The sequence below is a fragment of the Methylophaga sp. UBA3603 genome, from assembly GCF_002375335.1.
GTDB lineage: Bacteria > Pseudomonadota > Gammaproteobacteria > Nitrosococcales > Methylophagaceae > Methylophaga.
The window spans coordinates 31,472-54,447 of the sequence record NZ_DFMC01000008.1; the positions used below are offsets into that span (position 1 = coordinate 31,472).

Annotated in this window: 25 protein-coding genes and 2 riboswitches; of the genes, 8 read left to right on the top strand and 17 right to left on the bottom strand. The window is 46.2% G+C overall.

Annotated elements, in window-relative coordinates:
• Positions 1 to 28 precede the first annotated feature (28 nt).
• The 6 genes from B4F66_RS05605 to B4F66_RS05630 form a co-directional block, all read right to left on the bottom strand.
• On the bottom strand, positions 29 to 730 hold the full coding sequence (locus B4F66_RS05605) for a lytic transglycosylase domain-containing protein (RefSeq protein ID WP_292357654.1): 702 nt from the start codon (positions 728 to 730) through the stop codon (positions 29 to 31).
• A gap of 5 nt (positions 731 to 735) precedes the next feature.
• Positions 736 to 1,188 (bottom strand): CopD family protein, encoded by a 453-nt coding sequence (locus tag B4F66_RS05610; RefSeq protein ID WP_292357653.1) that lies wholly within the window; start codon positions 1,186 to 1,188, stop codon positions 736 to 738.
• An 11-nt stretch (positions 1,189 to 1,199) separates the two neighbouring features.
• Positions 1,200 to 2,729 (bottom strand): fumarate hydratase, encoded by a 1,530-nt coding sequence (locus B4F66_RS05615; RefSeq protein ID WP_292357651.1) that lies wholly within the window; start codon positions 2,727 to 2,729, stop codon positions 1,200 to 1,202.
• A 2-nt stretch (positions 2,730 to 2,731) separates the two neighbouring features.
• Complete coding sequence (locus tag B4F66_RS05620) at positions 2,732 to 4,447, bottom strand: proline--tRNA ligase (protein WP_292357649.1); 1,716 nt, start codon at positions 4,445 to 4,447, stop codon at positions 2,732 to 2,734.
• A gap of 71 nt (positions 4,448 to 4,518) precedes the next feature.
• On the bottom strand, positions 4,519 to 4,854 hold the full coding sequence (locus B4F66_RS05625; RefSeq protein WP_292357647.1) for a phenylpyruvate tautomerase MIF-related protein: 336 nt from the start codon (positions 4,852 to 4,854) through the stop codon (positions 4,519 to 4,521).
• Between the two features lie 2 nt (positions 4,855 to 4,856).
• A complete protein-coding gene (locus tag B4F66_RS05630) occupies positions 4,857 to 5,315 on the bottom strand; it encodes a DUF4124 domain-containing protein (RefSeq protein ID WP_292357645.1) in 459 nt (152 codons plus the stop codon).
• A 54-nt stretch (positions 5,316 to 5,369) separates the two neighbouring features.
• Here B4F66_RS05630 and B4F66_RS05635 point away from each other — a divergent pair, with 54 nt between their 5' ends.
• Both B4F66_RS05635 and B4F66_RS05640 read left to right on the top strand, forming a co-directional pair.
• Entirely contained in the window at positions 5,370 to 6,182 is an 813-nt protein-coding gene (locus B4F66_RS05635) for an RluA family pseudouridine synthase (RefSeq protein WP_292357643.1), read from the top strand.
• A 67-nt stretch (positions 6,183 to 6,249) separates the two neighbouring features.
• Positions 6,250 to 6,450 carry a hypothetical protein gene (locus B4F66_RS05640; RefSeq protein ID WP_292357641.1) on the top strand — a complete coding sequence of 67 codons (201 nt, stop codon included), beginning with the start codon at positions 6,250 to 6,252 and terminating at the stop codon, positions 6,448 to 6,450.
• Here the strand turns inward: B4F66_RS05640 and B4F66_RS05645 are convergent.
• Positions 6,447 to 7,766, bottom strand: a complete 1,320-nt coding sequence (locus B4F66_RS05645; protein ID WP_292357639.1) for an MATE family efflux transporter — start codon at positions 7,764 to 7,766, stop codon at positions 6,447 to 6,449. The genes B4F66_RS05640 and B4F66_RS05645 overlap by 4 nt on opposite strands.
• A 106-nt stretch (positions 7,767 to 7,872) precedes the next feature.
• Between B4F66_RS05645 and B4F66_RS05650 the strand changes: the two genes are divergently transcribed.
• The 6 genes from B4F66_RS05650 to clpA all read left to right on the top strand — a co-directional run bounded on the left by B4F66_RS05650 (position 7,873) and on the right by clpA (position 13,285).
• Positions 7,873 to 8,682 carry a sulfite exporter TauE/SafE family protein gene (locus B4F66_RS05650; RefSeq protein WP_292411222.1) on the top strand — a complete coding sequence of 270 codons (810 nt, stop codon included), beginning with the start codon at positions 7,873 to 7,875 and terminating at the stop codon, positions 8,680 to 8,682.
• Positions 8,683 to 8,833: 151 nt separating this feature from the next.
• On the top strand, positions 8,834 to 9,361 hold the full coding sequence (ppa, locus tag B4F66_RS05655) for an inorganic diphosphatase (RefSeq protein ID WP_292357635.1): 528 nt from the start codon (positions 8,834 to 8,836) through the stop codon (positions 9,359 to 9,361).
• Positions 9,362 to 9,452: 91 nt separating this feature from the next.
• Positions 9,453 to 10,283, top strand: a complete 831-nt coding sequence (gene serB / locus B4F66_RS05660) for a phosphoserine phosphatase SerB (protein WP_292357633.1) — start codon at positions 9,453 to 9,455, stop codon at positions 10,281 to 10,283.
• A gap of 73 nt (positions 10,284 to 10,356) precedes the next feature.
• Entirely contained in the window at positions 10,357 to 10,668 is a 312-nt protein-coding gene (gene grxD, locus B4F66_RS05665) for a Grx4 family monothiol glutaredoxin (RefSeq protein ID WP_014707423.1), read from the top strand.
• Between the two features lie 8 nt (positions 10,669 to 10,676).
• Positions 10,677 to 11,003 (top strand): ATP-dependent Clp protease adapter ClpS, encoded by a 327-nt coding sequence (gene clpS / locus B4F66_RS05670; RefSeq protein WP_292357631.1) that lies wholly within the window; start codon positions 10,677 to 10,679, stop codon positions 11,001 to 11,003.
• A gap of 32 nt (positions 11,004 to 11,035) precedes the next feature.
• Positions 11,036 to 13,285 (top strand): ATP-dependent Clp protease ATP-binding subunit ClpA, encoded by a 2,250-nt coding sequence (gene clpA, locus B4F66_RS05675; protein ID WP_292357629.1) that lies wholly within the window; start codon positions 11,036 to 11,038, stop codon positions 13,283 to 13,285.
• Positions 13,286 to 13,651: 366 nt separating this feature from the next.
• Here the strand turns inward: clpA and cobO are convergent, their stop codons facing one another.
• Genes cobO through B4F66_RS05725 form a run of 10 tightly spaced genes read right to left on the bottom strand, consistent with a single transcriptional unit; the run spans position 13,652 to position 22,436 of the window.
• Positions 13,652 to 14,260 (bottom strand): cob(I)yrinic acid a,c-diamide adenosyltransferase, encoded by a 609-nt coding sequence (cobO, locus tag B4F66_RS05680; RefSeq protein ID WP_292357627.1) that lies wholly within the window; start codon positions 14,258 to 14,260, stop codon positions 13,652 to 13,654.
• A 7-nt stretch (positions 14,261 to 14,267) separates the two neighbouring features.
• Positions 14,268 to 14,990, bottom strand: a complete 723-nt coding sequence (locus B4F66_RS05685) for an adenosylcobinamide-GDP ribazoletransferase (protein ID WP_292357625.1) — start codon at positions 14,988 to 14,990, stop codon at positions 14,268 to 14,270.
• A complete protein-coding gene (gene cobT / locus B4F66_RS05690; protein WP_292357623.1) occupies positions 14,990 to 16,048 on the bottom strand; it encodes a nicotinate-nucleotide--dimethylbenzimidazole phosphoribosyltransferase in 1,059 nt (352 codons plus the stop codon). Before cobT ends, B4F66_RS05685 begins: the two co-directional genes overlap by 1 nt.
• Complete coding sequence (cobU, locus tag B4F66_RS05695; protein ID WP_292357621.1) at positions 16,049 to 16,567, bottom strand: bifunctional adenosylcobinamide kinase/adenosylcobinamide-phosphate guanylyltransferase; 519 nt, start codon at positions 16,565 to 16,567, stop codon at positions 16,049 to 16,051.
• Positions 16,560 to 18,026 (bottom strand): cobyric acid synthase, encoded by a 1,467-nt coding sequence (locus tag B4F66_RS05700; protein ID WP_292357619.1) that lies wholly within the window; start codon positions 18,024 to 18,026, stop codon positions 16,560 to 16,562. Before B4F66_RS05700 ends, cobU begins: the two co-directional genes overlap by 8 nt.
• Positions 18,023 to 19,012: a threonine-phosphate decarboxylase CobD gene (gene cobD / locus B4F66_RS05705; RefSeq protein ID WP_292357617.1), complete on the bottom strand. Its 990-nt coding sequence runs from the start codon at positions 19,010 to 19,012 to the stop codon at positions 18,023 to 18,025. Before cobD ends, B4F66_RS05700 begins: the two co-directional genes overlap by 4 nt.
• Positions 19,005 to 19,913, bottom strand: a complete 909-nt coding sequence (gene cbiB, locus B4F66_RS05710; protein WP_292357615.1) for an adenosylcobinamide-phosphate synthase CbiB — start codon at positions 19,911 to 19,913, stop codon at positions 19,005 to 19,007. Before cbiB ends, cobD begins: the two co-directional genes overlap by 8 nt.
• Positions 19,910 to 20,572 carry a 5,6-dimethylbenzimidazole synthase gene (bluB, locus tag B4F66_RS05715; protein WP_292357613.1) on the bottom strand — a complete coding sequence of 221 codons (663 nt, stop codon included), beginning with the start codon at positions 20,570 to 20,572 and terminating at the stop codon, positions 19,910 to 19,912. Before bluB ends, cbiB begins: the two co-directional genes overlap by 4 nt.
• The gene (locus B4F66_RS05720; protein WP_292357611.1) at positions 20,569 to 21,861 is read right to left on the bottom strand and encodes a cobyrinic acid a,c-diamide synthase CobB; all 1,293 of its coding nucleotides are present in this window, start codon (positions 21,859 to 21,861) and stop codon (positions 20,569 to 20,571) included. The genes bluB and B4F66_RS05720 overlap by 4 nt, the downstream gene beginning before the upstream one ends.
• Positions 21,861 to 22,436 (bottom strand): hypothetical protein, encoded by a 576-nt coding sequence (locus B4F66_RS05725; RefSeq protein ID WP_292357609.1) that lies wholly within the window; start codon positions 22,434 to 22,436, stop codon positions 21,861 to 21,863. The genes B4F66_RS05720 and B4F66_RS05725 overlap by 1 nt, the downstream gene beginning before the upstream one ends.
• A 55-nt stretch (positions 22,437 to 22,491) precedes the next feature.
• Positions 22,492 to 22,694: riboswitch (cobalamin riboswitch) on the bottom strand.
• A gap of 79 nt (positions 22,695 to 22,773) precedes the next feature.
• Positions 22,774 to 22,969, top strand: a riboswitch (cobalamin riboswitch).
• Positions 22,970 to 22,976 lie beyond the last annotated feature (7 nt).

The window sequence follows — 22,976 nt, forward strand, 5'->3', positions numbered from 1 at the left end:
AATTATGGTTAAGTCAGAATGGCCTGGCTCAGCCTTCCTGTCCATAACGCTGATGCAAGATGCCAACGCGCTCAACATATACTTCTGTCTCGGCATAGGGGGGGATGCCCTTGTAACGTTTGACCGCGCCTGGACCGGCATTGTATGCGGCCGTTGCGAGTTTGATATTCCCATCGAAAGTGTGTAACAAACCGGCCAGATATTTCACGCCACCTTCAATATTCTGTTGCACATCAAATGCATTGGTGACCCCCAGATCTTTAGCAGTACCAGGCATCAGTTGCATCAAACCTTGTGCACCTTTTTTAGATAAAGCTTTGGCATTAAAAGCCGATTCGGCATGAATAACGGCACGGACCAGAGCGGCATCAATTTTATATTTTTTGGCCATGGTTCTGACCGTGTCAGCATAATCGTCGGTATTCAGACTGATGGTATGCCAATTTATCTTTGAAGTGGGATTACAGGCATAACATTCATAAGCCAGAACCTCAAAGTCACCGTTTAACGGTTTCTTATCAGAAAAACTGAAACTTTCCCCATCATTGGAAAGTGATTTATAAATGATGGTTTTATTGCTGTGAATAGATGTGGGCTTACGAACATCGATATCAGCATTACTAAATTCCACCACACCGTCACTGTTTCGGACCTGTTTAATATCATTTGCCAGCACTTCTCCCGTCAATACGAGTGAAAGCAGTGAAATATAAAAAGGTTTAAGCGTCATGGATACTAAAAATAACGGCCAGCTGAGCCAATGACAATAACTATTAAGCCAAGAATGAGATTTGCTCGTACAAATTTGCGAATTTTATCCAGTTCATTAGCCGAGGCGATCCAGTCATGTTCTGCTACAGCCCATTTGAGTTTGCGGTAAGGGTTAAAAAATACATGCATAAACAATAGCATCATGAAAATTCCCAGTAGCAACATGATGTGCACATGAATACCGACGGCTCCCATACCGCCCAGCATAAACAGCATGCCGAAGCCGGTAATCAATATCGTGATCACTGACGCCCACACCCATGGAAAAAATCGTTTAAAAACACTTGCCCAAAGCGGAAAGCGCTGTTCGGGTTCAAGTAAGGTCCCAGCAACGGGGCGTAAAAACATAAAAGCGAAAAATAATCCGCCCACCCAGATAACCGAAGCCAGTAAATGTAAACTTATTGTAATGCCCATAATAATTCTCTCTAAGTTGTTATCGTTTTAATGGGAATACCAGCAATTTTCTGCCGCCATTCCTGAGGACCCGTTTGATGTACCGAGCTTCCGCGACTATCAACTGCTACAGTGACGGGCATATTTTCTACATAGAATTCACGAATTGCTTCCATGCCTAATTCTTCAAAAGCTATCAAGCGTGAAGATTTAATTGCTTTTGATACCAGATAAGCAGCGCCACCCACCGCGATCAAATAGGTCGATTGATACTTTTTGATTAAATCGACGGTTTGTTCACCGCGTTCGGCCTTGCCTATCATGCCTAACAGACCTGTTTTCGCCAGCATGGTTTCAGTAAATTTATCCATTCGGGTTGCCGTGGTGGGACCTGCTGGACCGACAATTTCATTTTTAACCGGATCCACCGGACCGACGTAGTATATAAAGCGATTATGAAAATCCAGCCCTTCGGGTAACGGCTTACCACTATCCAGCAAATCAGCAATCTTTTTATGCGCTGCATCCCGGCCGGTTAAAAAATGACCGGTGAGTAATAAGGTATCACCAGGTTGCCATTGTTTAATCTCATCATGCGTTATTGTGTCGAGATTGATATGCCGGGTGTTTTCCGCAGCCTGCCAAGTGATTTCTGGCCAGTCAGTTAAAGAGGGCGGGGTGAATGTTGCCGGACCAGAACCATCCAACGTGAAATGCACGTGACGGGTGGCGGCACAATTAGGAATCATGGCAACGGGAAGCGAAGCCGCATGGGTCGGATAATCCTTGATCTTGATATCCAACACCGTCGTTAGACCGCCTAAACCTTGAGCACCAATTCCCAGTTGATTCACTTTTTCGTATAACTCAACCCGCAACTTTTCAGTGGCCGTTTGTGGGCCACGTTCCAGCAAATCCTGAATATCAATATCTTCCATCAGGCTTTGTTTAGCCATCAGCATGGCTTTTTCTGCCGTTCCGCCAATGCCAATACCCAGCATGCCAGGCGGACACCAACCCGCACCCATTTTGGGAACAGTTTCCAGTACCCAATCCAACAGACTATCGCTAGGATTCAAAATGGTGAATTTGGCTTTGTTTTCGCTACCACCACCTTTGGCGGCAATATCAATTTCTATCTTGTTGCCGGGCACCAGTTCGGTGTAAATCACTGCTGGTGTGTTATCACCAGTATTTTTGCGGCTGCCAATCGGATCAGCGACGATAGAAGCACGTAATACATTATCCGGATGTTGATAAGCCTGACGTACGCCCTCATTAACCATATCTTCCAGGCTTTGCTCGGTCTGCCATTGCACTTGCATACCGACTTTGAGAAATATATTAACAATGCCGGTATCCTGACAAATCGGCCGGTTGTTTTCAGCACACATCCGTGAGTTGACCAGAATCTGTGCTATTGCATCTTTCGCCGCCGGCGATTGTTCACGCTCATAGGCTTTGCTCATCGCCTGAATAAAATCCTGAGGATGATAATTGGCAATAAACTGCAACGCATCAGCAATGCTTTGCACAAAGTCCTGTTGGCGAATTACTGTCATGTTTATGCTGTTGCCAACTTTTGTTGAATTGCTTCAAGCACACGCTCCAAAGCGAATTCATCCGCTTCACCTGACGCACGATGTTTATATTCAATCACACCGTTATCCATACCACGTTCGCCCAAAATCAAGCGATGGGGTATGCCGATAAGCTCCATATCTGCAAAAGCGACACCCGGACGCAAACCACGATCATCAAGTAATACATCGACACCAGCAGCAAGCAACTGCTGATAGATCTTCTCAGCTTCATCACGAACACGTTGTGATTTATGTGCATTGACGGGCACTAATACCACTTCAAATGGTGCGATCGCTTGTGGCCAGATAATGCCATTCTCATCATTGTTTTGTTCAATAGTGGCTGCAACGACACGAGACACACCAATGCCGTAACAACCCATAGTGATGACCTGAGATTGTCCGGTTTCGGTTAACACCACGGCATTGAGTTTGCTGCTGTAGTTTTCACCGAGCTGGAAAATATGACCTACTTCAATACCTCGGGCAATTTCCAACGTGCCTTGGCCATCAGGGCTAGGATCACCTGCTACTACATTACGTAAGTCTGCTGTTTCTGGTTCTGGACAATCGCGGCCCCAGTTCACTCCGGTCAGATGTTTTTCATCTTCATTGGCACCACAGATAAAATCTGCAATGTTTGCCGCGGCATGATCAACAACCATTGGAATGTTCAGGCCGACCGGACCGATAGAACCGATATTGGCGCCGGTGGCTTCATGCACCTGTTCAGGCGTTACGAACGTTAAAGGAGCAGCAATTAACGGATGTTTTTCCGCTTTGATTTCATTGAGTTCATGATCGCCACGCAGTACCAAAGCGACAACGCTGTTTTTCTCAGCGCCTTCTACCAGCAATGTTTTCAGACATTGCGAAGCAGTTACTTTTAAAAAGTTGCTGACATCCTCAATGGTATGTTTGTGGGGAGTTTCAACGGTTTGCATGGCGGCAGATGCTGCAGGACGCTCACCTGCTGGTTTGACTGCTTCAGCCAATTCAACATTGGCAGCGTAATCACTGCTATTGCTAAAGGCAATCGCATCTTCACCTGAACTGGCCAGTACATGGAATTCATGTGAGGCATTACCGCCGATACTGCCGGTATCTGCCAGTACTGCACGGAAATTCAATCCGATACGCTGGAAAATGCGTGTGTAAGTTGCATACATTTCATCATAGGTTTGCTGCAAAGATGCTTGATCCACATGGAAGGAATACGCATCTTTCATTAGAAACTCACGAGCTCGCATCAAACCAAAACGTGGACGGATTTCATCACGGAATTTGGTTTGAATCTGATAAAAATTAACCGGTAATTGTTTGTAACTGCGAATTTCCTGACGCACCAGATCAGTAATGACCTCTTCGTGAGTTGGGCCATAACAGAATTCACGTTGATGACGATCAGTTATACGCAATAGTTCAGGACCATACTTTTCCCAGCGCTGGCTTTCCTGCCACAATTCAGCTGGTTGCACGGAAGGCATTAATACCTCCTGGGCTCCGGCTTTATTCATTTCCTCACGCACAATTGCTTCGGTTTTACGCAGTACCCGCAAACCCATCGGCATCCAGGTATACAGACCGGATGCCAGACGGCGGATAAGGCCTGCCCGCAACATTAACTGATGGCTGACGATTTCAGCGTCTGCAGGTGTTTCTTTTAAAGTGGAAATGAGAAGCTTCGAAGTACGCATGGAAAAGGTGATTCCTGATTATTGGATTAAAAAACTGCGCTGACACACCGTATCAGCGCAGTTGAATTTTGTTAGAAAGTACTGTGATCCCAGCCCCAGTTTTGTCGTTCGGAGTCGGTCATACTGATGTAAACACGGCTGCCACTGACGCCAATCTGCTCCTCAATCATCGAACATAAAGCATCAGATAACGCTTTGCGGTCGCTGGGCAGGCCAAGCGAACGATAATCCAGAATAGCGGTAGGCTCAGTACTGCCGCCAAAAGACATTGCAGTTTTGGATTCAACAGCCACCATCACATAACTTTCCGGTTTACCAGAAGCCTGCGCTACGGTTTTACTGGCAACTTTAAGTAAGGCTGTTTCATCAGTAATAGGCTGATTGGTCACAATATTTAAATAAGGCATGGTTACTTCTCCTGTTTACAGAATTGGTTAACTTGCTGTTTAAGTGTGCTAATTTTCTGTTGTCTTTCTTCTTCAGTGGGGCGGGTCACATTGCCTTCTGAGTCCATCACGCGCCGACCGGGATTGTCCTGGTACTGCTGTAAATTATATTTGGCAATTCGACAGTTTTCCGCTAAAGCTTCAGCAGCCTGTTCTTCCTGTTGTTGATTTTGTTGTTGCTCCTCACGGGCTTCATCGCTTGCTTTCTGTTGTTCAATCAGCAACTCGATTTCTTTTTTTGCCGCTTCCGGATTCATCGACGGTGGAGGGGGGGTATCCATTTTTTCATAGGGTTTATCGACAGGCGGGGTTTGTGAGTAGATAACTTCACCATCATCATCAACCCACTTGTAAGCATCCGCCTGAACCGTCATGGCAAGGACTAAAGCAAGACAGCAACAGCTTAATTGCGGTATAAACATCACGGATACCTATAAAATAAATCATTATTCTACGCCAAAGCGCTATTTCATAAAATGTCTGATAATACTGTTCGTTTTGAATTAAAAATTCCGGTGGAAAAAGGCTCCGTAAATGCCATCGATCTGTTAGCTGACCACTGTGAACTTTCCCGTCAGCAAATCAAGCAGGCGATGAGTAAGGGAGCTGTCTGGTTGCAAAAAGGTAAACGCACCCAACGTTTGCGTCGAGCGACAAAAAACTTGAATTCTGGCGAGCTGTTACAGCTTTATTACGATAAGCGTTTATTGGATCAAACCCCTGTACCCCCAAAGTTATTACATGATTTTGGGGCTTACAGTGTCTGGTTTAAACCCGCCGGTATGTTGGCACAAGGCACCGAGTGGGGCGATCATTGCAGTTTACTGCGAGTATCCGAGCTGGCCTTTGCTAAACCGAGACAGAGTTTTCTGGTGCAACGGCTGGATCGGGAAGCTTTTGGATTGATGATTATTGCCCATCAGCAAAAAGCGGCAGCTCAGTTATCTACGTTGTTTCAACAACGAAAGATTGAAAAGCACTATGAGATCGAGGTGGATGGTGACGTTGAATGGCAAAAACTGACCGTTAATTCCCCTTTGGATGGCAAGCATGCTGTCAGCCATTTTGCTAAATGTACTTATGATGCTGATAAAAACCGAACAGTGTTAACTGTCTCAATTGAAACGGGACGTATGCACCAAATTCGCCGTCATTGCGCATCGATTGGCCATCCGGTCTCTGGTGATAGCCGTTACGGGAAAAAGACTGCAGATGGTTTGCAGTTGAAAGCCAGCCGTTTAGTTTTTGATTGCCCTATTACCCATAAAAAACAAATATTTAGCTGCTGAATACGTTGACATTAGTTTTTTTACGGCGTAATGATCTGCTATCAAAATTCTATGGAAGGGGCCTTTCATGAGTCGGACTGAGCAACAATATGTTTTAGATCCTGAATATGGTCAGTTTTATGGTGATGATGATCGCCGCCGATATCAACGACGTCAGCTGCAAACGCGACGGGAACAGATCCGTTTTGATTTGAGTCATGTGTTACGTCGTTCGGGACGTGATCGCCGATTAGTACCCGGAAATCAACAGACCAGAAAAAATCATTAATTCGGATCCGCCAGACGCATGATCCCGCCTATGTAGAGACTTTGGGAAAGGCCTCTTGCTGCCAGGAAAATGAGCAAGGCAGCCCATAATCCGTGATTGCCAAATGGCTGTAGTAGGTAAAATGCTGGCAGATAGCAACAGAATGCTGAAAACAACATGGTGTTTCGCATTTCCCGGCTGCGTGTTGCTCCAACAAAAAGTCCATCCAGCAAATATGACCATACCGCAATCAGCGGCGCAATAATCACCCAGATAAGATGCATACCAGCATAGTCAATCACCGCCTCTATACCGGTTAATAATCGAATAATCCATTCCCCAAACAACAGATATGTCAGCGAAAACAAAGCTGCCATTAATACTGACCAGAATGCAGTCAAGCTAAGTGCTTTTCTTAACATGGAGGGGGATTTACGCCCTATGGCCTTGCCGGTTAATGCCTCGGTTGCATTGGCAAATCCATCCAGTACAAATGCCATCAGAGTAATAAAGTTCAACAGCACACTATTGGCAGCCAATACTGTATCGCCTTGTCGGGCGCCCTGGGTGGTAAACAGAGCAAAGCAGGAGATGAGCAAAAAGGTTCTGATCATCACATTGCCATGAACAGTTAAGCCATGCCGGCTTTGTTGCAGCACTTTCTTACTGAGTGATAAATGAATACCGCTTTTATTTAGCCCGTAATGATTGAGTAATACCAGTCCCACTATCAAACCGGTGTATTCAGCGATAACAGATGCCAGCGCAACGCCATCAACATCCATTCCCAGGCCCATGACAAATAAGCCATCCAGTAAAATATTTGTAATATTGATTACCAGCACCATCAGCAAAGCTGCTTTTGACGCTTCACGACCAATCAGCCAGCCCAGTATGGCGTAATTTATAAGTGTCGCTGGTGCGCTCCAGATCCTGATATCAAAGTAGATGGCGGCAAATTGTTCGACGTCACCACTACTGTCTACCAGATGCAAAGCCACATCACGTATCGGCATCTGTAGCAGCAATAATATCAAGGCAATTACCAATGCCAACCAGATGGATTGCATTAATACAGCCTGCATTTTTGCGGTACTATTTTCACCATAAGCTTGTGATGTCAGGCCAGTGGTGGCCATTCTGAGAAAGCCAAACCCCCAGAAGACAAAGGTAAAAATCATGCTGCCGATCGCTACGGCGCCGAGATAATGCGCTGCACTGAGATGGCCAACCATCGCTGTATCGACCATTCCCAGCAGTGGGGTAGAGATGTTGGCGATAATCATCGGTCCGGCGATTCGCCAGACCTGACGGTGCGTTACTATGTGTTCTGTCAAATTAACTATCCATCAATATAAGCCCGTCATGTCTCGGGTACCCTGGATTCAAAAGTCGATACAGCTTGGAAAACAATGATCTTAACGAATAGAAACAGCATACCCTATGGATGTGAAGCTTATGTGGATTGAATGGTTAAGTTATGCCGCAGCCGGAATAGTGGCCGGTACGCTTGCCGGGCTGTTTGGTATCGGCGGGGGACTGGTCATTGTACCGGTGTTGGTATGGCTTTTCAGCAAACAAGGGCTGCCGGATCAATATCTGATTCATATGGCGGTTGCCACTTCACTGATGACCATTGTTGTAACATCAATTTCTTCTATCTTTGCGCATTGGCGACTGGGAAATATTTCGATGCTGGCGGTCACCCGTTTGGTTCCAGCATTACTTTTTGGGAGTTTTGGTGGAGCTCTGCTGGCCAGTTTAATCAGCGGTGATATGCTGCAGATATTTTTTGCTACCTTTGCTTTGTTAATGGCATTGCGGATTTGGCTACCTAATGCCAGTACAACGTCTCCTGCATTGTTAAACCGATTGCCTTCGAGTTTGTATGGTTTGTTTAGTGGTGCACTTTCGGCGCTAGTCGGTATCGGTGGAGGAACATTGATTGTCCCTTATCTGCTGATGGCTCGTCTTAACATTCAACAGGCGATTGGATCTGCTGCATGCTGTGGTTTGCCAATTGCCATTGCAGGAGTGATTGGCTTCATTGTGTTTGCTCCAAGTGAAATAAATCAGCAATCTGCCTGGCAAACAGGTTTCGTACATTGGCAGGCATTTCTCGGCATTATCCTGACCAGTGTGATTTTTGCCCAGTTTGGTGCCAGACTGGCAAAGCGGTTACCTGCACATTGGTTGCGCCGTCTGTTTTCGCTGTTACTGATTTGTGTCGCCGCCTATTTTTTCAGTCGATAACGTCTGGGCTTGTTGATCGTTCATCTCACAACAGAGGCGGAGATGAAAGATCAATAAAGCCCTAAAGAGATGTCGGCTTTGATGCTTGGACAGTTTCTTTTATAATTGGCGGGTTTCTTTTACCCCTATTTTTTATTGGAGCAATCGCTTTATGAATCTTGACCGAGTCGGCCCAGGCAGCAATCTGCCTGAAGATATCAACGTTATTATCGAAATTCCTGCAAATGCCAATCCGGTTAAATATGAAGTTGATAAAGCGACTGGCGCGCTGTTTGTTGATCGTTTTATGAATACCGCTATGTTCTATCCGGCAAATTATGGTTACGTGCCGAATACGTTGTCTGATGATGGTGACCCGGTAGATGTATTGGTGGTGACGCCATTTCCATTAATTAACGGATGCGTGGTGGCATGCCGTCCAGTCGGTATGCTGAAAATGACAGACGAAAAGGGCGAAGATGCCAAAGTCGTTGCGGTCCCTCATGACAAAATGTATGACCATGTTAAAGATATCAATGACGTGCCGGAATTTTTGCTCAATCAGATCGCACATTTCTTTGAACATTACAAAGATTTGGAAAAGAACAAATGGGTTAAAATCGAAGGCTGGGCAGGAATTGATGCGGCCAAACAGGAAATTGTGGACAGCGTTTCACGTTACCAAAATGAAGCGAAATAATTATCATTGAATTGATAACTAAATCTGTTTTTGCACACGGCGAACTGATGTATGTCAGTTCGCCGTTTGTCATTTTAAGACTGGAAACATCATGACACAGATAATTGTTCAGGGACCTCAACTCACTCGGGAACTGGCCGATGAAATTGCCGAAAAACTAACGGGGCAATGCCAATGGCGAGACAGTTTTGCATTGATTGAAAATACCCAGCATGCAGATTTGTCGATGTTACGACAACAGTATGCTGTCGATATTAATGTCCTTCCTGCTGAGTTTGAAACAGATAATTGCCGTTTGATAGTTATGGACATGGATTCGACCTTAATCACCATTGAATGTATCGATGAAATTGCGGACTTCATGGATCTTAAACCGCAGGTGGCAGCGATTACGGAGGCTGCAATGCGTGGTGAGATAGATTTTGAAACATCACTTAAACAACGGGTAGCGCTATTAAAAGGACTGCCCGTCGATATGCTGGATCGTGTTTATAACGAACGTCTTATGCTCAATCCTGGTGCAGAGTTGATGTTAAAAACGGTGCAGCAGGCTGGAATAAAAACCGCACTGGTTTCGGGCGGATTTACTTTTTTCACCGATAAACTGAAAAAGCGTCTCAATCTCGATTTTACCCAGGCCAATGTACTGGAACATGAAAAGGGTTATCTCACAGGTAAAGTAACCGGTGATATTTGCGGTGCTCAGGCCAAAGCCGATTTTTTAATTAAATGTTGCGCCGAACTGAATATTGAAAAACACCAGGCAGTGGCAATTGGTGATGGTGCAAATGATCTGTTGATGATGGCTGAAGCGGGTATGAGCGTGGCTTATCATGCCAAACCCAAAGTGCAGCAAGCTGCCGATACAGCTTTGAATCACTGTGGTCTTGATGGTGTGTTGGGACTATTGCAACGACCTTAATCAAAGGCGTAATCTTGAATTAACAGCAGGTGCCCCCATCTGCTACAACTAACCAAATAAAGAGGTAACAACAATGGATATTATGGAGCGTATTAAGCAGGCGATTGAATCAAACCCGGTAATTCTGTTTATGAAGGGTACGCCAGAGTTTCCACAATGTGGATTTTCCAGTCGCTCATCACAGGCGCTGACTGCCTGTGGCTCAGAATTTGCTTATGTGAATGTATTGGCTGATCCTGAAGTTCGCGAAAATCTTCACCGTTATGCTGACTGGCCAACCTTTCCTCAGCTGTATATCAATGGTGAATTAATTGGTGGATGTGACATTATTATGGAACTGTACGAAAACGGTGAGCTCAAACAGATGGTTGAAGCAGCGAGTTGATTTTTGCGATGGCAGATAAACATGATCAAGATTGGCAGACCGAGCATGATTTTGCGGTTGCGCCGTCTAAACCTGATTTAAAACAACCACCCAAATATCGGGTGATCATGATGAACGATGATTACACGCCGATGGACTTTGTGGTGGAGGTTTTGGAAACCTTGTTTGATATGGGGCGTGAACGTGCCACACGAACCATGTTACAAGTGCACACTGAAGGACAGGCTTTATGCGGTATCTTTACATTTGAGATCGCTGAGGCCAAAGTGGAACAAGTGAATAGTTATGCCCAAAGACATGGGCATCCTTTACAGTGCACCATGGAACAGGAATGAGATGGCTGCAACGACAATAGGCGGATAGCAATATGCTGAGTAAAGAACTTGAACACACGCTGAGTCAGGCATTCAATTATGCTCGACAAAGATCCCATGAATTTCTGACGGTTGAACATTTATTGTTAGCCTTACTGGAAAATGGACAAGCACTGGCGGTGCTCAAAGCCTGCGAGGTGGATATCAATGCCTTGCGTCAGGATCTGACCGATTTTCTTGCAGATAATCTGCCTACATTGGCCGAAGACAGCGATCGCGAAACTCAGCCAACGCTGGCTTTCCAACGCATTCTGCAACGTGCAGTGATGCATGTGCAATCTTCTGGTGGTGAAGAGGTAACCGGTGCGAACGTACTGGTTTCAATTTTCTCTGAACAGCAATCTCAAGCGGTTTATTTACTGCAGAAGCAAGATGTCAGTCGACTGGATGTGGTCAACGCTATCAGTCACGGCAGCATCGAAAATCTGGCAGAAGAAACCAAAAGCGAAAAGATTGAAGTTGAAGATGGGAATTCCGAAAGTAAAAGTCCATTGGCGTTATATGCCACTAATCTGAATGCCGAAGCCAAACTGGGTCGGATTGATCCATTAATCGGCCGTGCCAATGAGATTGAGCGGACATTGCAGGTGCTATGCCGTCGCCGTAAAAATAATCCTCTGTTTGTCGGTGAAGCCGGTGTTGGTAAAACTGCGCTGGCGGAAGGTCTTGCCAAACGTATTGTTGATGGTGATGTACCCGAAGTGCTGGAGCAGGCAGTGGTTTATTCATTGGATATGGGCGCTCTGGTTGCTGGTACCAAATACCGTGGTGATTTTGAAAAACGTCTGAAAGGATTGTTGCGCGAAATCAAACAACAGGATCATGCGATTCTGTTTATTGACGAAATCCATACCATGATTGGTGCGGGGAGTGCAGGAAACAGTGCGATGGATGCTGCCAATTTGCTTAAACCGTTATTGGCCAATGGCGAATTGAAATGTATCGGCTCAACAACCTATCAGGAATATCGCAGTATTTTTGAACATGATCGTGCTTTGGCACGGCGTTTTCAGAAAATTGATGTGCCTGAACCATCCGTTGCAGAAACCATTGAAATTTTAAAAGGTTTAAAGCCTGGCTTGGAATCACACCACAATGTGCGTTACTCCAATGCTGCAATTGAGCAGGCAGCAGAACTGGCCGCCCGTCATATCAACGACCGTTATCTGCCGGATAAAGCGATTGACGTATTGGATGAAGTTGGTGCTGCCCAACGTATTCTGCCAAAGTCAAAACGCAAAAAAATGATTGGAATCCAGGATGTCCAGCAGATCGTTGCCAAGATTGCTCGTATTCCTGCCAAGACAGTCAGTAATGCAGATAAAGATAATCTACGTAATCTTGAACCGAACCTTAAACACGTTATTTTCGGTCAGGACGATGCGATTTCTGCATTAAGCTCGGCAATTAAAATGGCACGTTCCGGTTTGGGACATCCCGAGAAACCCACTGGTGCTTTCCTGTTTGCAGGGCCAACCGGTGTAGGTAAAACAGAAGTTACTCGTCAGTTGGCGCATATCCTTGGGGTAGAACTGATCCGCTTTGATATGTCCGAGTATATGGAACCTCATACAGTTTCCCGTCTGATTGGTGCTCCTCCAGGTTATGTAGGGTTTGATCAAGGTGGGTTATTAACCGATGCAGTCATTAAACAACCACATGCTGTGTTGTTGTTGGATGAGATTGAAAAAGCTCATCCCGATGTCTTTAACCTGCTATTGCAAGTGATGGATCATGGGACTTTAACGGATAATAATGGCCGTAAAGCGGATTTCCGCCATATTGTATTAGTAATGACCAGTAATGCCGGTGCACAGGAAATGGGCCGCAGCTCGATTGGCTTTACCAAACAAGAGCATCATATGGATGGTACGGAAGCATTGAAACGTGCATTCTCACCTGAATTCCGTAATCGTCTGGACGGTATTATTCAATTCCAGCCGCTTACTAAAGAAGCGATTCTACGTGTTGCTGATAAAGCGGTGCTTGAATTGGAAATGCTATTGCAGGATAAAAACGTGACCATCGAAATTGATAATGATGCGCGTGAATGGTTGGCAGAGCATGGTTACGATGTACAAATGGGTGCCAGGCCAATGGCGCGACTGGTACAGGAAAAAATCAAGCGTCCGTTGGCCGATGAATTGTTATTTGGCAAACTCAGCGATGGTGGCCATGTAAGAGTTATCCTGAAAAATGATGAACTGTTTCTGGATATCGTCAAAGAAACAGAATCTGTGTAACCCTAAACGACAAACCCGGTAGTTATTAACTTAACTACCGGGTTTTTTTATGTCTGTTATATTCCAGAATCCCAGCTTATCGGGACTTATATAACGGTAAGTTATTCACCTGTTTCACAAAATCTTCACATCTTTATATAACAGATGTCGCTAACTCACTGATTATCATAGAGGTGATCCTAAGTTGTTGAATGTAAACATATATTTTAGTTTGAGCATTTTTTGACCATTTTGTGCAGAGTGCTTAAATATGAACAGCTTAGAGACTAACTCCAAAGTTAAACACAGACTTATCCACAGAAAATGTGAGTAACTTTACCGTTTGATGACACAGCAAAAAACAAGCCAAAAACCTCAAAAAAATCTTTAGAGCTCAATGCCTTTTTGAGCACGGATACCATCACGAAATGCATGTTTGACATCCTCAATCCGGCTGACGGTATCAGCCGCTTCAATGATGCTGTCCGGTGCTCCGCGGCCAGTAATAATCACGTGTTGCATTGCCGGGCGGGCAGCTAAATCAGCTATTACTTTATCTGCATCGAGATATTTCATTTTTAAGACAATATTCAGTTCATCCAGCAGAACCACGTTGATACTGTCATCCTGTAACATCGTTTTAACAATATCCCAGCCTGCTTCTGCGGAAGCTTTATCCTGTTCCAGGTTTTGCGTATCCCAGGTAAAACCATCGCCAACCACGTGATAACTCACCTGCTCAGGAAATCGACGATAAAAAGCTTCTTCGCCAGTACTCATCGCCCCCTTAATAAATTGCACGATACCGACTTTCATATCATGGCCCAATGCTCTGGCAATCATGCCAAAACCGGATGAACTTTTACCTTTGCCGTTGCCAGTTATGCACAGCAATAAACCTTTATCCTTAGTGGCTTTTTGGATCTTCTGATCAACCACTTCCTTGTGACGTTGCATGCGATCTTTATGGCGTTGGCTTTTCTCAGAATCAGTCATAATTTTCCTAAAATAAAACAAAAAATATTAATAATGCAGCTTCAAGCAGTTCCACCATTGCGCCCGCAGTATCACCGGTAAACCCGTTTAATCGACGCTCCATCAGGTAGCGTAGCAATAGAAAAACCAATAACCCAAACAACAGGGCAAACAGGCCGACACTGAATAAAGCCAATACACCGATGAGAAGCATCAACCGGCGTGTATGCACGCCAGATTGCTGTTGTTTGAGGATGCTGCCTAAACCGTGGGGCCGCACATAATCAGTGGTTAAAAACAATAATGGTAAAGCTGTGCGGGCCAGTATCACAGACCAGATTAATGCCCACCAGTTCTGTTCGGCGAGTAAAACTGTCAGCATGACAAACTTAATTAACAGCACTAATACGATTGTCACCACTGCAATAGGGCCAGCTGCTGGGTCTTTCATAATGCTTAGGGTTTTAGCTTTATCGCCAATGCCACCCAACCAGGCATCGGCACTGTCAGCCAATCCATCGATATGTAATGCCCCGGTGATGGTTACCCAGACCGCTAATACCAATATGGCGGAGAACATTGGTGACTGAGATGTCAGGTTCCAGCCCAGAAGGCTTAACACGATACCGATTAGTAAGCCGACAACTGGATAAAACAATAACGAGCGGCCAATATCCTGTGCAGTAAATTCACCCTGCAATCTGACCGGCAGAATAGTTAAAAACTGCAGGGCGATTAACAAAGCTCGCATTAGTTGATGGCTCCGGCGATGGCCGCTTCTTCAAACGTCGCCATTTGATTGTGCAGAGCGCAGGCCATTCTTAGTAACGGAATAGCAACGGCTGCGCCACTGGCTTCGCCTAACCTCATATTGAAGTTCACTAAAGGCTGAGCCTCAAGCGCCTGTAAAATCTTGCTATGCCCGGGTTCGGCGCTGTGATGACTGAATAAAAACCACTGCCGACTACCAGGACAGATTTGTTCAGCAGATAAAGCCGCCACGCTACTAATAAAGCCATCAATCACCACCGGCAGACCAGATTTGGCGCAGTGTAAATAACTGCCGACCATGGCAGCAATTTCAAAGCCGCCCAGGTAACGCAAAATGGCTAAGGGAGAATCCAGATGGTTTTTATGTAATAACAAGGATTCTTTAATGATAGTTGCTTTATGCGAGACGCCTTCAGCATTTAGTCCGGTGCCTGGACCGGCCAATTGACTGGCTGGTAGATTCAACATCGCACAGGCCATTGCACTGGCTGCTGTGGTGTTGCCAATTCCCATATCACCGGCGATATAAAGCTGGGCGCCGTTCTGCATGCAGCATTCGACATTATGTTGACCAATCAGCATGGCTTGTTGGCATTCGGCTTCAGTCATCGCAGCTTGCTGGTGAAAGTTGGCAGTACCATTAGCAATCCGCTGATCTTGCACACCTTTAATCTCTTCCAATTCACTGACCGTGCCAACATTGATCACGTCCAGCGAAGCATCCAAATGCTTCGCCAATACGCTAATAGCCGCGCCACCACTGGCGAAATTACGAATCATTGCGGCGGTAACGGATTGTGGATAGGCCGAAATATTTTCTACCATTACACCATGATCAGCTGCATAAACGGTGATATGCACATGATCGGCTTGGGGCGTTGTGCCTTGCAGTGCTGCCAGTTGCACTGCTAATTGTTCGAGTTGACCTAATGACCCTGCCGGTTTGGTCAACTGGCTTTGTCGCGTTAACGCTGCATCTGCAGCATTTTGGTCAATCGTTTTGGCAGGTAATGTTAACCATTGGGTGAAGTCGATCATTCAGTTTCCTTTCAAAGCATGCGGCAAACCGGCCACGGTGAGGATGACATTATCCATCAGCACAGCAAGTTGTTGATGCAGGCTGCCGGCTTCATCACAAAAGCGCCGGGTCAATTCGCCCATCGGCACAATGCCCATACTGGTTTCATTGCTGACCAAAATGATGTCAGCCTGTAGAGTTGGCAAGGTCTCAAGTAATAGTTGGATTTCGTTAGTTAATAAATTCTCATCATCGGTGAGCAGCAAATTGGTCAGCCATAAGGTCAGACAATCCACCAAAAGACATTTATCTGCATCGTCCTGTTGCTGCAATGCAGCGGCAAGATTTAGCGGTACTTCGATAGTAGTCCAATGAGCAGGGCGTTGCTGTTGATGCAATGCAATACGCTGCTGCATTTCACTGTCATCAGCACGAGCCGTCGCCACATAGCAGACGGCTAATTTACTGTTGATAGCGCGTTGTTCAGCCAGTCTGCTTTTACCGGATTTTACACCGCCAAGGATCAGGGTTTTAGCCATTTGCTGCCTTTAAAATAGTCAGTAGTGCTGTGGTATCCATATGCTGCTCAACCATCTCTGCCAGTCGTTCAATATCTGCTTCCCGCAAAGCATGATAATCCGAACTGCTTACGTTATTCAGTCCAGCCCATTGCAGCAAGGCATCACAGCTTGTTTGCTGTTCAAAAAGTCCATGCAGATACGTGCCGATAATCTGATTATCTTCGCTGATCGCTCCATCCGGGCCATGCGATAACTGTAGCAGCGGACGCAATAAAGCTTTGCCTTCGGTGACACCGGCATGAATTTCGTAGCCACTGATGGCAGCATTATTGAACAATAACTGTCCCTGATTTTGCCGTAATTGTTTCTCGGCATGCAGGGTAGTGTGCATATCCAATAAGCCTAGACCTGTTTTGCAAGTGCCAGGCGAACCTTCAACACCTGTTGGATCATCAATCTGCTGACCCAGCATTTGAAAACCACCACAAATCCCTAATAGTTTGCCACCGTACCGCAGATGTTTTTGAATCGCTGCAGGCCAGCCTTGCTGTTCCAGCCATTGCAGATCAGCGCTGACATGTTTGCTACCTGGCAGAATGATCAAATCGGCTGGCGGTATCGGTGAATCTGGGCCGATAAATTGTAAGTTTACGTTTGGGTGCAGCCGTAATGGATCTAGATCGGTATGGTTACTGATACGAGGCATAACCGGCACGATAACGTTCAGCACATTGTCGGCTTTTTCTACCTGCGTAATATTAATCGCATCCTCGGCCTCCAGATGCAGGCCATGGAGATAGGGCAGAACGCCTAGAACCGGCTTGCCAGTGCGTTGCTCCAACCAGTCCAGACCGGATTGTAATAAGCTGATATCACCGCGAAAGCGATTAATTACAAAGCCTTTAACACGCTGTTGCTCAGAAGCTGACAGAAGATCCAAAGTACCCACCAAGTGAGCAAATACACCGCCACGATCAATATCAGCAACCAGGATCACTGGACAGTCCACGGCTTCAGCGAAACCCATATTGGCAATATCCCGATCACGCAGATTGATTTCTGCCGGTGAACCGGCACCTTCCACCATTACGACATCATATTGTTTAAGCAGACGGGCATGCGATTCTAATACTGCAGTCATCGCGGTTTGTTTATAGTCGTGATAAAAGCGGGCATCCATGTTGGCAATGGCTTTGCCATGAATAATGACCTGAGCGCCGGTATCACTGTTGGGTTTTAGTAAAACCGGATTCATATCGATATGCGGCGGCAGTTTGCAGGCCTGGGCCTGAACGGCCTGAGCACGACCAATTTCACCACCATCTGCTGTAACAGCACTGTTCAACGCCATATTCTGCGGTTTAAAGGGTGCGACAGAGTAATCCTGTTTGACCAGCCAGCGGCATAACGCGGTTACCAGTGTGCTTTTACCAGCATCCGATGTTGTCCCCTGAACCATTAAAGTCTTAGCTGTCATGGTTGTTCGACCTTCTGTAATGCGGTTTCCAGACGTAGCCAGTCCTGTTCAGTAGCCGGTAAGCCAAACCTTAAGGCTGCCGGTCGATCGAATAATCGACAGAGAATACCTTGTTGGGCCAGTTGATGATGAATGCTGGCAGCATGAGCGGTTTTAACCCATTGAAATAAGGCGCAACCGCCGCTGGGTGCTAATTTATATTGACCGAGCAGCTCTGTCAGTCGTTGGGCATGTTGCGGTAAATACTGACGCGATTGCTGTTGCCAGTTTTTATCAGCTAATGCCTGCGAGGCAATCCATCTGGATGCTGTAGCAATCGGCCAGGGGCCAGATTTTTCGGCGATTTGCTTTAACAAATCAGGGTGTGTGATCACAAACCCGACTCTTACACCGGCCAGGCCAAAAAACTTTCCCAGCGAACGTAAAATGATTAATCCATGCTGGCAGGGGAATGGTGCCAGACTTTGCTCTGGTGTGATATCAAGAAATGCTTCATCGACGATCAACCAGCCATTACGCATTTGCAAACGTTGTTGCCAGTTTAATAAACGTTGTCTATCAAACGTTTCACCGCTGGGATTATTCGGGTGAATAACAATCACCACATCAAACATATCAATCTGTTGATCCAGCTCAAAACTTTCCAGCGCGACCACTTCATGACCGGCTACCTGCCAGCAATGACGATGTTCTTCGTATGCTGGTGAAAGGATAGCAACGTGACAAGCTGATCTTAATGTCGGTAAGATTTGTATGGCGGCCTGCGATCCGGCAACTGGCAGAATATGTTCACATTGATAATACGCTTTAGCCTGATCGATTAAATCATCTTCATTTTCAGGCAGTCTTGCCCAAATTTCTGCCGGGATCTGTTCTGGTACGGGCCAGCCGTTTGGATTTATACCAGTAGATAAATCCAGCCAATCCTCTCGAGCAATGCCATATTGTTTGGCATAAGCTTGAATTCTGCCGCCGTGATTAAGCATAAATGATCCCCGTAACAATCCCTATGACGGAAAGCCATAACAACACACTGTTAGACACTAATCTTAGAGCACGCACAATATCATTTGCTTCAGCAATATTTGACGTGCCGAGCATGGGGCGTTGGTGCCATTCACCGTGATAACAAGCAGCCCCACCGAGTTGAACATCCAAAGCGCCCGCACCACTGGCCATTACCGGACCGGCATTTGGACTGTCCCATAACGGTGCTTGCTGATGCCAGCAGCTCAATGCCTTTCGCGTATTGCCAAGCAGGGCATAACTTAAAGCGGTCAGTCGGGCGGGTACAAAATTTAATACATCATCCAACCGAGCTGCCGTTTTACCAAAATAGAAAAAGCGTGGAGTTCGATAGCCCCACATGGCATCCAGCGTATTGACCAGACGGTAGGCAACCGCTCCGGCTGCACCACCGATAACAAACCAGAAAAGCGTACCAAAAACGGCATCGTTACCATTTTCCAGCACGGATTCAATCGTCGCTTTATTCACATCAATATGATCTTTATCACGACTGACAATTCGGCTGGTCAATGTTCTGGCGTGTTTGATATCGCCTTGTTGCATGGCATGCAGAATAGGCCTGGCATGGTCAAATAGACTGCGATGACCCAGGCACAGCGTTAACAGCACCACGGAACATAAGGTGCCCCAGAACGGAATCTGGCTGATCAGGTAAGTAAGAACCGTTATTGGAACCACACAAATGACCAATGCCAGAATACCCAAAAAAAACTGAACAAACCGATGATGATGGGAGTGATTAAGACGTGCTTCGATTTTGTTCACCAAAGTGCCGAAGCCGACCAGAGGATGGAACCGTTTCGGTTCACCGACAAACCAGTCAATGATCAAAGCGCTGAGCATGATAATAAAGGTCATGACTTAGTATTGTTTTCCCAGCGGTTTTCAAAGATAAGTTCATCCAGAGGCTGACGTTGTCGCCAGTTTTCCTGCTCCAGCATGGGCTGTTGGTAAAAATCATCAACATGACCCAGACACAGAATCGCCACCGGGCAGGCCCCATTAGGAATCCCCAATAAATCGGCTAATTTTTGGGGATCAAATAAGGAGACCCAGCCCATGCCCAATCCTTCGGCACGGGCAGCCAGCCACATATTCTGAATGGCACATGAGACCGATGCCAGATCCATTTCCGGCAGGGTGCGGCGACCAAAAATATGCGACTCACGTTTATCCATCAACGAGACAACCAACACTTCAGCGCAATCCTTGATGCCTTCAACTTTCAGCTGCAGAAATTCTGTTTCACGCTCACCCAACGCCTTGGCAGTCAGCACTCTTTCATTTTCAACGATTTGATGAATAGCATTGCGGATGCCGGTATCGGTAATCCGAATCATCCGCCAAGGTTGCATCAGTCCTACGCTGGGAGCCTGCCAGGCTGCTTGAAATAATCGCTGCAGAATATCCTGATCGATTGGATCAGCAATAAAATGCCGCATATCACGACGCTCACCAATAGCGCGATATACAGCCTCACGATCCTGGTGATTAAAGCGGTATTTATCCTGACTCATGGGGTAAACCAGCGGGCAATGAGTTCAGGGGCTGACGGAAAATAAAAGTGGATATAGCTGGCGGTCAGGCGTTGTTGCTGAAACACGGCTTCACTGACTTTATTGCCGTTTGGGCATTCAGCATAGAGGATAGCTATGGGTTGATTTTCCAACAAGGAATGGTGGTAGGTATGACCACGTAAAGTGTAATTATCATGAGTAACTTGTTGCAATGCCAAGGCTGTCAGTCTGGCTTGTAATTTGGCATCAGCGGCCAGCACGCCACACATTTCAGCTTGTTGGCCATGCTTATCGGTTAATGTGCGGCACAAATACAGCATGCCACCACATTCAGCCACAACTGGTTTATTGGCATTAATGTATTCACATATCGCCTGACGCATCGACATATTTTGGCTGAGTGTTTCCAGATGCAGTTCAGGATAGCCACCAGGGAGATAAAGGCTATCTACCTCAGGAAGCGTTGTATCCGTTAACGGGGAAAAAAATATCAGCTCAGCACCCATAGCGGTTAAACAATCCAGATTTGCCTGATAAACAAAGGCAAACGCTGCATCCTTAGCCACCCCGATGCGAAGATCTTTTAATAATGCGGGTAAAGCTTCAAAAGGCTGATTGTTGATTTTGATTTGCGGTAAAACAAATTCGGGATTCAGCTGCAGGCTATCTGCCAGTCGGTCCAGACGCTCAGTCAAATCCGTGAGTTCATCAGCCTGAACCAAACCCAGATAACGGCTGGGCAGACTTTCAATTTGACGAGGCATATTAGCAAGACAAGGTAAATCGTTAGGTAAAGCGGACGTCAGCATTTCAGCATGTCTGGCACTGCCCACACGATTGGCCAGAACACCAGCCAACGTCACATCCTGACGAAAGTTGGCTAAGCCGAATGCTAAAGCGGCAAATGTTTGTGCCATGGCACTGGCATCAATGACCGCTAACACCGGGATTCCTATAATGGCAGCTAAATCAGCTGTGGAAGGCGTACCATCAAACAAACCCATCACGCCTTCAATCAGAATGATATCTGCCTGTTTGGCGGCGTCGGCAATCAATTGTCTGGAGTGAGTTTCACCGACCATCCATAAATCAACTTGATAAACCGGATGGCCGGAGGCAAATGACAGGATCATTGGGTCCAGAAAGTCTGGACCCACTTTGAAAATTCGGACCTGTTTACCCTGACGTCGATAATGCCACGCCAAGGTCGCGGTAACGGTTGTTTTACCTTGACCTGAGGCGGGGGCAGCAATAATCAGCGCAGCGCAGGTTTGCGGCTGCTGTGACATTAACGTAGCTGATTACTGCGCTGGCTCAAATTCGCAAAACGGAAGCTGATATGAATCACCGCGGCAGCAGCAATATAAAAGCTTAATTTACTCAGGTTGCCAGGATAGGACTGGACAAACCGGGTCAGATACTCAGCCATGGTTGGATCGACATAACGACCTGAAAACCAGTAAAAACCACCGCCACTGAACAGGCCGGCAACTGCGGTAACCGTCACCAGCGTCATCGCCAGTGTAAACAGAGCAGTCCAGTTAAATTGGTATTTGGATTGAAACCAGCGACCTGCCAGCCACAAACTTCCATATGCAGGCAGTAAAAAGCCATAAGATGGCGAAACACAGAAATTACTGGCGCCGCCTATGTATACCGACATCAAATCCAGCACAACAGCCAGACCTAAAAAAGCCGGAAACCACAATTTTGAGGCCAGATAAAATCCGGCGAGCATAAATACTGCCCAGGAGGCGCTGGGTAAAACGTTGATATCGGCGAAATGATGACCACGAGTCATCACCATTAATAAGACAAGAAGTGCAGCCACGATCAGTTGCTGACGTAGAGATAATAACGACATTGAGGTTCTCCGATGTGCTCACCCGCACAACTTGGTTAATAGCATTTTCGGTCAACAGACCAGGATATTTCAGGCCGGTCTCCGGACTCATGAGCGGTGTTGTCACCGGTTGAACACCTTCCCGTAATAGATACAGTGGCGTAACGTTCAACCTGAACTCATTTACCGTTGCGGGGGCAGTGTCGGGTTTATCCAATGTTTGGCTGCACCGACTTCCCGTTTCATCACTTTCGCGACACCTGAAACTGCCGACAGAATAAGGATTAGCAAGCTATATTGTCAATTTGGAAATCATTAATTGTCCTTATCAGGTTTGACGATAAGCCATGGGAGATTTAAGATGCGCGCCTCTTCAGGTGCTTTGATATCCATCAGAGTTAAACGGGAAGTTGGTGAAAATCCAACACTGCCCCCGCAACGGTAAACGTTGAAAATGCATCCAATCAGCCACTGCGTATTAATCGTGGGAAGGCGGATGTACTGGCGCAAGCCACAACGTGAGTCCGGAGACCGGCCTGAAGTTCATCACAACCGAATCGT